General features: G+C 58.6%; 13 protein-coding genes. 1 reads left to right on the plus strand and 12 read right to left on the minus strand.

Going from position 1 to position 12,915, the window contains the following annotated elements; all coding sequences use genetic code 11:
• Positions 1-39: 39 nt before the first annotated feature.
• Complete coding sequence (gene gcvA, locus ACUNV4_RS15920) at positions 40-987, minus strand: transcriptional regulator GcvA (protein WP_430879569.1); 948 nt, start codon at positions 985-987, stop codon at positions 40-42.
• 187 nt (positions 988-1,174) lie between these two features.
• Between gcvA and ACUNV4_RS15925 the strand changes: the two genes are divergently transcribed.
• A complete protein-coding gene (locus ACUNV4_RS15925) occupies positions 1,175-1,534 on the plus strand; it encodes a DUF1127 domain-containing protein (protein WP_430879570.1) in 360 nt (119 codons plus the stop codon).
• A gap of 70 nt (positions 1,535-1,604) precedes the next feature.
• Here the strand turns inward: ACUNV4_RS15925 and ACUNV4_RS15930 are convergent, their stop codons facing one another.
• The 11 genes from ACUNV4_RS15930 to ACUNV4_RS15980 form a co-directional block, all read right to left on the minus strand.
• Positions 1,605-2,381 (minus strand): hypothetical protein, encoded by a 777-nt coding sequence (locus ACUNV4_RS15930; protein ID WP_430879571.1) that lies wholly within the window; start codon positions 2,379-2,381, stop codon positions 1,605-1,607.
• On the minus strand, positions 2,382-3,167 hold the full coding sequence (locus tag ACUNV4_RS15935) for a hypothetical protein (protein WP_430879572.1): 786 nt from the start codon (positions 3,165-3,167) through the stop codon (positions 2,382-2,384). It abuts the gene before it with no gap.
• A gap of 4 nt (positions 3,168-3,171) precedes the next feature.
• Positions 3,172-3,933, minus strand: a complete 762-nt coding sequence (locus tag ACUNV4_RS15940; RefSeq protein WP_430879573.1) for an FkbM family methyltransferase — start codon at positions 3,931-3,933, stop codon at positions 3,172-3,174.
• Between the two features lie 89 nt (positions 3,934-4,022).
• A complete protein-coding gene (locus tag ACUNV4_RS15945; RefSeq protein WP_430879574.1) occupies positions 4,023-4,913 on the minus strand; it encodes a glycosyltransferase family 2 protein in 891 nt (296 codons plus the stop codon).
• Entirely contained in the window at positions 4,910-5,233 is a 324-nt protein-coding gene (locus tag ACUNV4_RS15950; protein ID WP_430879575.1) for a tetratricopeptide repeat protein, read from the minus strand. The genes ACUNV4_RS15945 and ACUNV4_RS15950 overlap by 4 nt, the downstream gene beginning before the upstream one ends.
• A gap of 38 nt (positions 5,234-5,271) precedes the next feature.
• Entirely contained in the window at positions 5,272-5,826 is a 555-nt protein-coding gene (locus tag ACUNV4_RS15955; protein WP_430879576.1) for a class I SAM-dependent methyltransferase, read from the minus strand.
• Positions 5,826-7,277 carry a potassium transporter TrkG gene (locus ACUNV4_RS15960; protein WP_430879610.1) on the minus strand — a complete coding sequence of 484 codons (1,452 nt, stop codon included), beginning with the start codon at positions 7,275-7,277 and terminating at the stop codon, positions 5,826-5,828. The genes ACUNV4_RS15955 and ACUNV4_RS15960 overlap by 1 nt, the downstream gene beginning before the upstream one ends.
• A gap of 30 nt (positions 7,278-7,307) precedes the next feature.
• Positions 7,308-8,681: a Trk system potassium transporter TrkA gene (trkA, locus tag ACUNV4_RS15965; RefSeq protein ID WP_430879577.1), complete on the minus strand. Its 1,374-nt coding sequence runs from the start codon at positions 8,679-8,681 to the stop codon at positions 7,308-7,310.
• 21 nt (positions 8,682-8,702) lie between these two features.
• Entirely contained in the window at positions 8,703-10,073 is a 1,371-nt protein-coding gene (locus ACUNV4_RS15970) for a sigma-54-dependent transcriptional regulator (RefSeq protein WP_430879578.1), read from the minus strand.
• Positions 10,070-12,286, minus strand: coding sequence for a sensor histidine kinase (locus tag ACUNV4_RS15975; RefSeq protein ID WP_430879579.1), 2,217 nt, complete (start codon positions 12,284-12,286; stop codon positions 10,070-10,072). The genes ACUNV4_RS15970 and ACUNV4_RS15975 overlap by 4 nt, the downstream gene beginning before the upstream one ends.
• On the minus strand, positions 12,271-12,915 hold the full coding sequence (locus tag ACUNV4_RS15980) for a DUF4390 domain-containing protein (RefSeq protein ID WP_430879580.1): 645 nt from the start codon (positions 12,913-12,915) through the stop codon (positions 12,271-12,273). The genes ACUNV4_RS15975 and ACUNV4_RS15980 overlap by 16 nt, the downstream gene beginning before the upstream one ends.

Here is a 12,915-nt window from a genome sequence, read left to right on the forward strand (position 1 = left end):
TGCAAGGTCACCTGACAAACTCAGCGTTGATCGCCGTGCTCAGGCATAGGAAGGCATCGCCTCCACTTCCCTGAACAGCCACTCCTTGAACAGCAGCACCCGGTCATCATCAGTGGTGTTCTCCAGGCTGATGACGTGATAGGCGTGCTGCAACCTTACCCGGTGCTCGAACGGCACGACCAGTCGCCCCATTTCCAGATCACTGGCTGCCAGTTGCTCCAGACTGAGCACGACCCCCTGCGCCTCGACAGCCGCAGCCAGCGCCAGGGATACCCGGTTGAATCGCATTCCACGGGTACCGTCCACCTGCTGTGCCCCCACGGCCTCGAGCCAGCTGGACCAGTCAGGCCTGCCCTCATACGGTGTTTCATCATGCAACAGCGTATGGTGCGCCAGATCGTCCGGTGTGCGCAGGGGGCGTTGCTGATCCTCGAGCAATGCGGGACTGCACATCGGCAAGGATGTGACACTCATCAGCTTTTCCACCCGACATCCGGGGTAATTGCCGCTACCGAAGCGAATCGCGACATCGATGTCATGCTTTCGCAGTATTTCCTCGCTCAGTGACGGCGCCGAGACATTGGTATCGACCAGGTCTCCACTGGCCGACACTCGCAGATCGATGGACGGATGCGCTTCGACAAAGCGGTGCATGCGTGGCATCAACCACTTGGAGGCGAAGGACGGTGCCATCCAGACATCCAGACTGTCGGCAGAGGGTTCTGCCCGAATCTGCTGCACAGCTTCATTGACGCTCTGGAAACCATGTTGCAGTTTCTGCAAGCCTGACTTGCCGGCGCCGGTAAGCGCCAGGCCGCGGTTCAGGCGGTGAAACAACTGCACCCCGAGTAACTCTTCGAGCATGCGAATCTGCTGACTGACTGCCGCCGGAGTCACGTTCAGTTCTTCTGCTGCCTTGCTGAAACTTTCGTGTCTGGCTGCAACTTCGAATGCATTCAATGCATTGAGTGGAAGTGGTCCTGCCATATGTCATTCACTGAGTAAGTTGTACTAACTACCACCGAAAGAAAATGTCGTTTGTCACTCTCGGCAACGATGCCTAAATTGAACACAAGCCATATACGGCTAGCAGTTGGCTTGCTCAACGAAGTCTGAGAGCAGAAACAGCCCGGATTGATGAATCAGTTTTCATGCAGCTTATCAGGAGAAACACATGTTCAAGGTATTCGGAAAAATAGCGAGCAGTTATGAGCGTTACATGACCTATCGTGGTCGCGATATTGCCCGTGAATATCTGCTGCGATGCGATGATCGCATGCTGGCGGACAACGGCTTTTCACGTGAACTGTTGACACAGGGTGTCGATGCCTGGCCATGGCGCACCATGGAAGAGCAGGAGCACATTCTCAGGGCAACCATCGACCAGGCGTCGAAACGGCAGGCCATGAAGGACCTGAACAGCATGAGCGATGCAGAGTTGCATGACCTGGGTATTACTCGCGGCAGCATCGAACGAACCGTCATGTCAGGCCAACCGGGTGTGGAACACGACAAGGATCTGAAAGTTGCCTGACGACAGCCAGCTTGCCGGGTGACATGATTGTCATATCAGTACGGTGACACCACCGTTACCGACACGACAATCATGTCGCCACGGCATCATGAACCGAACTGAGTACCACTCCCCGTTCCTGCAGGACATCCAGCATGGCCTGTGTGTCGAGAACCTTGTCTCGACGACTCACGAAAATGGCATCGGTGCTGCCATCGATCGAATGCTCGGCATCGGTCAGCGGAACCATTCGAGGTGCGTTACGCCGAGGCAGGCCCAGCACCCCTCGGCTCGACTCCTGCCAGGCTTGCCACAGGGCCAGTTGATCATGAAACCAGGCCACTTCATTGCCAGGCTTGCGTTTTGTCGTACCGCTGGTCTGCTGTGTCAGCTGGGCATATCGATCCAGCAAGCTGGCCGCTCTGTCAGTGCGCATGAAACACAACACTGCCACGGCGAAGCGCGCATGAGCTCGCTTGCGGGAACGGTAGGTCACTGCAAAGTCCCCGGTCTCGGCCACTCGCGCAAGTAACGGTTTCATCGGTTTCAACAGCAGCGTATCGGCATCGACCCAGGTAACCGGGTCATTGCTCGAATGGTAGCTCTCGTGAAGCAGCCGCACCTTCAGTTTCAGGATGGCAGCACTGCGCGGCACCGGCCCCTTCATTTCCATGGGTTCACCATCGTGCAGATCGGTATGCGCATGGAAGCTTGCATTCGGGTACAGCTGTCTGGCGGCCTGCAGATACTCATCCGGCCAGCCAATGGCATGAACCGCCAGCGGGATATCCGGATTGCTGGCGCGATGCGATGCCAGCAACAGGCACAGCATGTCCAGATAGTTGAAGGTCGCGCAGGTAACGAGCATCTATTTGTGCCGCAAGGCGAAATTACCTGCCTTTTCGTACTTCTTGAATCGGCTGTTCAGCGGGTAGCCATACATGATACGTGACGGCTCGAACAGATCGTAGACACACTTGTTGAAGATGGCCATGTTCAGATTGGCAATCTCGCCACGCTCGGTCAGCCCGTCGAAGACATCGATCATGGTATCCATGAGTTGCATGACAGGCTTGCGGTTTCCGCCGCAGATGCCGGCATTGAGTTTGATCTGATCCTCGTAGTACGCCTGGCCGAACGCGGCGACCATCTTGTTGCGGTTGAGCTTGTCGTTGTACTCGCCGGCATCCCCGCCGCAATAGATGTCGAAGGTCTCGTCATCCATCAGATCGAAGGGGTTGCTGAAGAATTCGATGTCGAACAGATCGAGCATGAAGACACGTTCGATATCCGGATGGGCCAGCAGGTATTCCTGATAGCACTGGTAGCGCTCGTCATTGACCGACCGCGGCGTCTTCAGGGTATAGCGTTCGAACTTCACCTCTGGACGCGTCCATTTGTCGACGAAGGGCTGACTCAGACGATCGTGGAAGATGACGGCCTCGCAGCCCACCTTCAACAGGCTTTCGTACCAGACCTCGATGCGTTCGTATTCGTCCTCCCGAGCAATGCCGGGCAGTTCTGCGCGAGCGCCACCGCGGCGACTGCGCGCCCAGGTCTTGAAGTGCTTGAACCAGTTGCTCTTCTTCTTGGCACCGGACTGCGGATCGGGTTTACCCGTGAAATACGTGGTGAAGATGACATCCCTGCCCACTGTGTCAGACTCCCTTGGCACCAGCGTGGCGATAATGACGATGTTCGCCGGAACCACGCACATTGTTCCAGGCCAGCTCATAACCGCGCGCCAGCATCCAGTCCTGAATCGTCGAACCGTCCGGCATCAGATCGCCGTCTCCCTTGGGGTGTACTTCCAGAAAGACATCGGTGGGTGGAGAGTCCTGCAGCAAACCCTCCATTCCGGCCAGCACCTGCCCTTCTGCACCTTCAACATCGATCTTGATGATATCCGGCTGCACTTTCTCTCTGGCACAGAAAATGGCCATGGTGGTCAGCTCCACGGAGATGGCACCGGTGGCACCCTTGCTGGTTGCTATGGAATGACGCCCTTCCCCTTCACTGCCACGAATATGCAGCTCGACCTGCCCCTCGGCGGCACCCAGCGCCAACTGGTGCGGGTGTACGCGCTCCAGGAGATCGTTGAGACCGATATTGTTGCTCAACTGCCGGAAATTGCGTGGCTCGGGCTCGAAGGAATGGATCTGCGAGCGAGTCCCCTTCTCCCCGCTGGCCAACAGGATACTGATCAGACCGATATTGGCACCGATATCGAAGATCGTGTCGCCCTCGCGCAGAACCTCACGCATGTGATCCACAAGCTCGGACTCTATCTCGATTTCACGTGCCCGACGAATCTCGCGCGGCGCGGCGATTCCCAGTGTGACCGACTGCCCCAGCAGCCTGAAATCGAAGATCGATGGCTTGCCAGTGAGCTTGTTCAGATAAAACCGGAAGAGATTCATGCGTTTGTGACACGTTGGAGTGGCGTGAAATAGCCCGTGAATGATAAACCACGCACCTTGTCAAAGTACAGGCAAGCCGACATCGGCCCTCAGGCGCCGCTCCTGTCCGTTGCCTGTCGAATCCGCCCGCGCAAACGTCCCCAGCGCGATCCGCTGGCATAACGCCCCTTTTCCGCATGGCGAATGCGATACAGGTTCTCTACCTCGATGGGCACCCCCTCATACTCGATGACACGCCGGAACACCGTGTCCTCGAAGGTCTTGCGCCAGACATCGGTCGGCTTCTGGTACAAGGCAATCGAACCACAATAGCCCACGGACCTGGCCACATCGCCATGCACGATCTGAAAGGCCCCCTTGGGCTTGCTGATGGGATTGTGACGAAACAGCGAAGTGTCGATATCGACCGTGCCTTCCGCACCCAGCTGCTGGTTGAGCATGGGATGATCCGCCGGCAACAGGTCCGTAATGCCTTCATGGTCGGGGTAACACAAGCCGGTACGCTGCGTGGCCACCGCTCTGGCCACCGAGTCCAGACACCCCTGATGAAAGATCAGATCGCAATCCGCGAACCAGATCCAGTGCGCCTTGCTGGCCAGAGAGGCACGGTGACGTCCGATGGCACGGCGAAACAGCTCGGCCTTGGGCAATACCTGCCAATCCCAGCTCACATTGGGTACATCGATCTTGTCGAATCGATCTATCAGCCGACGCATACCAGTATCTTCAGCGGCATGAAACAGGGTGTAAGTCAGATCGCACTCACGCGGTGGATGATTGACCACGGAACTGAGCTGAAACTGCGACAGGTGTGCATATTGCCAGGAGTGGCTGACAACCTGCAGCGACAGCCGCCCCTCGGGCATCGACAGCTCCTCGGGGCGTGGGGCACGCGGAGCAAACCAGGACAAGGGCAGCACCGACCCCATGACACGGTTGTAGAACTGGTTCTGCAACCAGATGAAGCCGTCCGAACTCATGCTTCCAGTGCCTTGATGACGCGCTTGCGAAACACGCTGATCTCCTTGGCCGTCTGCTTGTCACCATTGGCTTCGGCCACCTTCTCCCCCTGGTCAAAAGCATCTCGCGCCGCCTGCAGTTGCCCATCCCCGGCCAGCGCACGGCCCAGCACTCGCCACGCTGCCGAGTAATCCGGCTTGAGTTCCACAGCCTTGCGCAGATGCTCGATGGCCTTGCCGAAGTCCTGCTCGGCGAAGTAGGCATTGCCCAGGGTATAACGCAGCATCTCGTTATCCTGACCTCGTGCCAGCATGGCTTCAAAATTGTCTATCTGATTCATGGTGGCGTTACCTTGTCTTCAGATGCAGACCGGTCTGATCAGGATCGGCGCGCAACCAGTTGCGCTTCTGCCTTGCCGGACGCATCCGGTTCGGGTTCATGGTACTCAAGAATGCTCAGCGTATCGAACAGATCCAGCAATTCATTGGATTCGAGCAGGTAGTCGGGATTGGACAGACCGTGGGTGAAGGTCTGATAGAACAGCACGCCACCCGGCTTCAGTGCTCTGGCGATGGCCGGACACAGGTCGCGATCCAGAAACCGCGCCACCACGATGATGTCGAAACTCTCCGCAGCCGGTGGCTGTGCGCTGACATCACGCGCTTCGCACTGCGCGATGATGGCGGGACGACGCTGCCGGATCTGCTCGATGACACGTTCACTGATATCCCAGGCCGTTACCCGGTAGCCACGCTCCGCCAGCCACTGGCCGTTTCCGGCGCGACCGCAGGCCAGGTCCAGTGCCTGCAGTGTCTCGCCCGAAGTGCTCTCCGGCAACCAGCTAGCACCGTACTGCAACACCCTGGCAGGTGGCGGGACCACATCATCGCCATCGCCATAGCGCGCATTCCAGCGATCGGAGGTGTCACTCATCACTGCCGCCAGAATGCCGGGGTAAACAGGACCAGCAAGGTGAAGATCTCCAGCCGGCCGAACAACATGGCAACACTGAGCACATACAGGGAGAAATCACCCAGGCTCGAATAGTTGGCGGCAACCGTACCCAGCCCCGGACCCAGGTTGTTCAGACAGGCCACCACCGCCGAGAAGGCACTTTCCTGATCCAGGCCAGCCGCCATCAGCAACAGCAGCATGATGGCCAGCAATGCCACATAACTGGCAAAGAACCCCCAGACCACATCGATCATGCGGTTCGACATGGTCTGCCGACCCACCTTGACCATGATCTTGGCATGCGGGTGGACCAGTCTTGCCATTTCACGTTGTCCCTGCTTGAACAGCAGCAGTACGCGCATGACCTTCATGCCTCCGGCAGTCGAACCGGTACAGCCTCCCGAGAAGCTGGCAAACAGGAGCAGTACCGGCAGAAAGCCCGGCCAGTTGAAATACTCCTCGGAGGTGAAGCCGGTAGTGGTACCAATCGATACCACATGAAACAGGGCATTGCGCAAGGAGATCTTCCAGTCCGAAGTCTCGGTCAGAAACAGATAGCAGGCCGTGATGATGGTCAGTACCAGGGCAATGCGGATGTAGGTACGGAATTCCTCGTCGCGCCAGTAGTGCATGAGACTGTACTGTCGGGCGGCGGTGAAATGCAGCGCGAAGTTCACCCCGGAGATCAGCATGAACACCACGGCAATCAACTCGATGGCGGTGCTGTCGAAATAGCCGATGCTGGCATCGTGTGTCGAGAAGCCACCGATGGCCACGGTCGAGAAACTGTGACTGATGGCATCGAAGACACTCATGCCAGCGGCAAAATAGGCCACGGCGCAGGTCACGGTCAGCCCCAGATAGATGTACCACAAGGCCTTGGCGGTTCCGGCGATGCGCGGGGTGAACTTGCCCTTGCTGATACCGGGTGTTTCTGCCTTGAACAGCTGTTGTCCCCCGACGCCCAGCATCGGCAACACCGCGATGGCCAGCACGATGATCCCCATGCCACCCAGCCACTGCATCTGTTGCCGGTAGAACAGGATGGAGCGTGGCAACAGGTCCAGGCCGACAATGACGGTCGCCCCGGTGGTGGTGAGCCCGGACATCGACTCGAAGATGGCCGCCCCCAGACTCAGATCCAGCGGACTGTACAGATAGAACGGCAGACAACCGAAGGTTCCCAGAACCGCCCAGAACAGGACCACCACCAGAAACCCGTCGCGTGGCCGCAAGGTACCCACATGTCGCCTGACCGGCAAGGCCAGCAGCAGCCCCACCCCCATGGTGGCAGCAAAGGCTTCGAAAAACGGCACGATGGAATTGAAAGGGTCATCGTGCAGCCAACCCACCAGAACCGGTGTGATCAACGTGATACTGAACAGCGACAGCAGGATACCGACGACGCGCTGTACAACCTTTACCTGAATGGGAATGCCTGACACAGTGCCGGTCTCCCTCTACACGAACGTCACGCCGACCTGGAAAAGTCTTTCCACATCGGCAATCTGCTGTTTGTTGGTGATGAGCACGATCAGATGATCCTCGGGTTCGATGACCAGGTCATGATGCGCGACCAATACTTCATCGCCGCGCACGACCACACCGATGCTGGCGCTCTTCGGCAAGGGCAACTCGGCGATGGTGCGCCCGACCAGCACCGATGTGTCGCGATCGCCATGTGCCACACCTTCCAGCGCTTCGGCCTCGCCACGACGCAAGGAATGCACCGCAACCACATCGCCACGTCGGATCAGGGTCAACAGGGCACCTATGGTGATCTGCTGCGGTGAGATGGCGACATCGATGATGTCCCTTTCAACCAGCTCGACATAGGCAGGCCGGTTGATCAGGGACATGATCTTCTTCGCCCCCATGCGCTTGGCCAGCATCGCGGACAGGATGTTGGCCTCATCATCATTGGTCAGTGCACAGAAGACATCCATATCCTGGATGTGCTCATTGATCAGCATTTCCTGATTCGCAGCATCGCCATGCAGGACCATGGCGCTGTTCAGGGTCGAGGCCAGAAACTCGGCGCGCTCTTCCCGTGCCTCGATGATCTTGACGCGGTAAAGTCGCTCCAGCGTCTTGGCCAGCAACAGGCCGATGTTACCGCCACCGGCGATCATCACGCGCTTGCAGGGCACATCGACGTGATGGAACTGGGCCATGACCCGCGAGGTGTCCTTGCGCTTGCCCATGAAGAAGACGATATCTTCCTTGCGAATGACGGTATCACCCTTGGGGATGATGACCTCATCGCCGCGGTAGACGGCAACCACACGAGTCTCGATATCGTCCAGCAGATGAGTCAGTTCGCCGATGACCCGCCCGGCCATCGGGGCGCCTTCCTGCACTTCGATGCCGACCAGACGGACCTTGCCATGGGCAAAATCGACGACCTGCACCGCTCCTGGATGCTCGATGATGCGCTGTACGTACTCGGTGACCAGCTGCTCCGGGCTGATGATGACGTCGATCGGAATGTTGTCGTTGTCAAACAGATGTTTTTCCCGCATGTACTCGGCAGACCGGATTCGGGCAATCTTGTACGGTGTCCGGTACATCGTGTACGCGATCTGGACAGCCACGATATTGGTCTCGTCCGAATCGGTCGCGGCGATGATCATGTCGGCATCTTCCGCGCCGGCCGAGCGCAGAACCTCCGGGTAGGACGCAGGCCCCAGCACGGTGGCCAGATCGGAGGTGGCCTCGAGTTCCTCGAGTATGGCGGCATTGGTATCCACAACCGTCACTTCGTTATCTTCGAGAACCAGATTACGAGCCACCGTCAGGCCAACCTGACCGACACCCAATACGATTATTTTCATGAAGTATTCCGTGCTGGCAGCTTATTCGCGGACCTTGTCCAGGTCGATATCCAGACTGCGCAGTTTTCGGTACAGGTGCGTGCGCTCCATGCCCACATGCTTGGCCAGGTCACCGATATTACCCTGAGTTTCCGCCAGACAGCGCAGCAGATACTGTCTCTCGAAGTCCGCCCTTGCCTCGCGCAACGGCAGATCATGCCGTAGTGCCAGCGTCGTGTCACTGTTGATGACGACGCCCAGCACGCGATTGATCTCGGGCACCTCGATTTCAGCCGTCCCGCCCAGCAACAGGATGCGCTGTACCAGATTCTTCAGTTCCAGCAGATTGCCCGGCCAGTCCAGGTTACGCAGCCGATTCTGGGCCGCCACCGTGAAATGCCGATACATGAGCCCCTCTTCGGCGACATGCCAGTCCACCAGACCTTCGAGCAAGGCCGGAATGTCCTCGGGATGCTCCCGCAAGGGTTTGAGATACAGGGTTTCACTGGCAAGCAGTCGTGCCAATGCCGCGTCGAGTGTGCCCTGACGCACCGCCAGTGACAGCTCGGTGCGACTGGAAGACACCAGCCGAGCCCGGAATGGCACGCGCATCGAGCCGCCCACTCGGGTGAAGCCCTGCTGTTCGATCGCCTGTCGCAGATAGTGCTGGGCGCTGGACGGCAGCAGTTCCACATCGGTCAGAAACAGTGTGCCTGCGGCCGCGGATTCCAGAAATCCCATGCTGACGGCACCGGAGCCTTCATCGCCATACAGTTCCCGATGAGCATTGGCCGAGGACAGCGTATCGCAGCGCAGCTGGGTGAAACGACCGGTGGTATTCGGGTCGTGGTCGTGAACATGCTGTGCAAACAATGCCCGGCCACTGCCCGCCTCGCCGATCAGCAGCAGGGAATCACTGCGGCGGGCCTGCGCCTCGATCTGCTCGCGCATCTGCTTGACATAGTCACTGACCCCCAGCAACAGCGGCAAACGCCGTGGTGCGACCTGTTCCACCGGATTACTGCCAACCTGCGGCACCTGATCCGCCTCCGCCAGCGCCTTCTCGACCGTCAGCAGCAACTTGGCCAGCGACAGGGGTTTTTCGATGAAATCCACCGCCCCGTGGCGGGTTGCCTCCACGGCGGTTTCCACCGTGCCGTGGCCGGATATCATGATGACCGGGAAATCCAGCGCGCCGCTGCGTTTCCAGTCCTTCAGCAGGGAAACGCCATCCATGTCGGGCATCCAGATATCCAGCAGCACCAGATCCGGCCGGGATTCCTCGACACAGGCCTGGGCCGCGGCAGCCGTATCGGCCGTCGAAACGGCATAACCCTCGTCCTCGAGTATCTCTTGCAGCAGACTGCGAATATCCGGCTCGTCGTCAACGACAAGCACAGCACACTCATTCATACGCCGACTCCGGCAGGTTGCAGGTTGGATGGATACGGCAAACTGATGATAATGGCAGCACCTCGTTCCGGGCGATTCTCAGCACGTATTCTGCCATTGTGCTCCTCAACAATCTTCTTGACGATAGCCAGGCCCAGACCCGTCCCCTTGGGCTTGGACGACACATAGGGCTCGAACAGACGATCCATGATTTCGATCGGGAAGCCCGGACCATCATCTTCAGCCACGATCTCCAGCACATTCTGCAACTTCTGCTGTCGATAGCGGGTGGACAGACGCACGGTCTTGCGTGACTGCGACTGCTGGGCTTCCAGCGCATTCTTGATCAGATTATGGGTCAGCTGACGCATGCGTGGCTGATCCAGCTGGATATCCGGCACAGTCTCTTCCAGACTCAGATCGATGCTGACCAGCCCCTCGGCATCTCGATACAGGTCGGCGATCTCCGCCAGCAACGCATTCACGCTGGTCAGAGCCAGCGCCAGATTTGGGGCGGAGGCATACTCGGCGAAGGCATTGACCATGGATTTGAGTGCATCGACCTGATTCTCGATGGTGCGGGTCAGGCGCTCCAGCAGGTCGAGGTCGCGCCCTTCCAGTTTTTCATGAAACTTGTGCCGCAAGCGTTCGGCCGACAACTGTATCGGTGTCAGCGGGTTCTTGATCTCGTGCGCCAGACGCCGTGCCACTTCGCTCCAGGCTGCATCCCGCTGGGCACTGATGATGGTGGTCATGTCATCGATGACAATGACCCTGCCTGTCAGCTGACCGCCCGCATCGAGCAGCACCGTACCGCGACAGAACAGAAATCGTCGCCCGCCCTGGTCATACACCTCGATCTCGCAGGACCATTCATGATCGCCGGCCTGCTGCAGAGGTTTGCCGACCTGCTCGCTGAACTGCGAGGCAACGCTGTTGTCGCTGACGTCGTGTTCCAGCGGCTGTCCGCGCATCTGCAGCAGCTCCCCGCCGAGAATGGTCACGGCCGCCGGATTGCTCGTGCGGATGCAATTTTCCGCATCCAGCGTGATGACGCCCGACGAGATCTGTCCCAGCACCGCCTGCAGTCGAGCCCGCTGCCGTTCCACCTGTCGCTGGCTCTGCTCGGCATTCTTGCGGCTTTGCTCCAGTTGCAGTGTCATGTAATTGAATGACTGCACCAGAAAACCCAGTTCGTCATTCTTGCTTCGCTTGTAGATGCGCGTGGCGTAATTGCCCTCGGCAACCGCCCGGGTGCCTTCCACCAGATCGTGAATCGGCATCATCATGCGTCGGGCTGCATACAGTGCGAACCAGACGGCCATCATCACGGACAGCAGCAAGGCCAGCGACAACGTCAGCATGGAACTGAGCATCAGCGGTCGCCGCAGGAATACCAGCTGCCGATACTGCTGGTAACTGGACTGCACGCTCTCTGCCAGATCGGAGGAACGCTGGGCAATGGGGTACAGTGCCTGCAATACAGAATTCTCCATGATCGGGTCTTCGGACAGCACCGGGGTCACCACGCGGATATACAATTCCCCGCCTCTGACCGGATCCACCCCGACATAGGACAGACCCTGCTGGGCTCGATCGATCAGGTCGTTCTCCGGTCGATTCGGCTGTACGCTGATGCTGTCAAGCAGGCCGGTTGATGCCACGATACGATTATCGGGACCGATCAGCGTCATCTCACTGGCTTCGGTCTCGGCCGTCAGCGTGTTCAGCGCCACGACAGCCACCGATTCGCTGACGCCCACCAGTTGTTGCGCCACATTGACCGTATCGCGTTGCAAGGTACGCATCTGCAACCCCAGAGATTCACGACTGAGTTCCAGCGCATCATCCAGCGCCTGCTCGATTTCCAGATCGAAGTAGCTGTTGATATTGGCGCGCAGAAAACGGATGGAAAAACCGTACACCAGTGTGACCGGCACCAGCGCCAGCATGACCGAGACGATGACCAGTTTGACGGTCAGCCGAGAACCCGCAATGCGCTGCCGGAACTCGCGCACCAGCCGCCAGCCGTTCATGATGATCAGCACGGCGATGAAGCTCAATGCAAGACCGTTACCCAGTAGCAGCCAGTGATAATACTGACCAAAGCGGTCCAGCTGCAGGGCAATGGTACCCAGCACATACAACGACGCGATCAGCACGACGAACAGCAGCGCCATCAGCACGGCACTGGTCAGGGTGCGTCGTCGCAGTCGGCTCAGTTGACCTGCCACTGATACTCCTCGCTGGCCAGTCGCCAGCTTGATGCAATCAGAGGTTGCAATGGCAGTGGCAGTGACTTGGAGTCGAGCCTGAAATCCAGAGCCGCCAGCACGATGGCCCCCTCCTTCGCCAGAGCGTCGCTGACGGCGAACGCTTGCTCATCGGCAGGATCGGTGACAACCGGCAAGCGATCGAATTCACCCAGACCAGTCAGCGCCGCATTCAGGCTTCGAAAATTGCGACTGTCATCGGTTTCCACCGCATGCACCCGATAGTGACGCGTCAGCTCATAGTACGTCAGGCGATAATGGTGACGGTAACTGGCCAGTGACTGATCCAGCCAGTAATGGCGCAGATGCCGGAATTCCAGGTCCAGTATGAAATCCAGTGGCACACCGCTGTCCAGACCTGCCTTGATGGGTTCCGGCAGGTTGATCTCGGCATCAGCCGACAGATACCACTGGCCCGATTCTGCCTGACGCAAGGACACATCTTCCAGCTGTATGCTCCCGGTTGCCAGGCCGCGCGGGGACAGACCGCGCGTCGAGATGCTCACCACCAGGATGAAGACCAGCAATGTCGCTGACGGTACCAGCAGTACTGCCAACGCCCAGCGACGTTTCTCCGGATCAGTGGCCAT

It is taken from the genome of Granulosicoccus sp. 3-233 (genome assembly GCF_052681095.1).

Bases quoted from the DNA above. Each gene is read 5' to 3' on its own strand.
- gcvA (WP_430879569.1), bottom strand. From the start codon at position 987: ATGGCAGGACCACTTCCACTCAATGCATTGAATGCATTCGAAGTTGCA.
- ACUNV4_RS15925 (WP_430879570.1), top strand. From the start codon at position 1,175: ATGTTCAAGGTATTCGGAAAAATAGCGAGCAGTTATGAGCGTTACATG.
- ACUNV4_RS15930 (WP_430879571.1), bottom strand. From the start codon at position 2,381: ATGCTCGTTACCTGCGCGACCTTCAACTATCTGGACATGCTGTGCCTG.
- ACUNV4_RS15940 (WP_430879573.1), bottom strand. From the start codon at position 3,933: ATGAATCTCTTCCGGTTTTATCTGAACAAGCTCACTGGCAAGCCATCG.
- ACUNV4_RS15945 (WP_430879574.1), bottom strand. From the start codon at position 4,913: ATGAGTTCGGACGGCTTCATCTGGTTGCAGAACCAGTTCTACAACCGT.
- ACUNV4_RS15950 (WP_430879575.1), bottom strand. From the start codon at position 5,233: ATGAATCAGATAGACAATTTTGAAGCCATGCTGGCACGAGGTCAGGAT.
- ACUNV4_RS15955 (WP_430879576.1), bottom strand. From the start codon at position 5,826: ATGAGTGACACCTCCGATCGCTGGAATGCGCGCTATGGCGATGGCGAT.
- trkA (WP_430879577.1), bottom strand. From the start codon at position 8,681: ATGAAAATAATCGTATTGGGTGTCGGTCAGGTTGGCCTGACGGTGGCT.
- ACUNV4_RS15970 (WP_430879578.1), bottom strand. From the start codon at position 10,073: ATGAATGAGTGTGCTGTGCTTGTCGTTGACGACGAGCCGGATATTCGC.
- ACUNV4_RS15980 (WP_430879580.1), bottom strand. From the start codon at position 12,915: ATGGCCACTGATCCGGAGAAACGTCGCTGGGCGTTGGCAGTACTGCTG.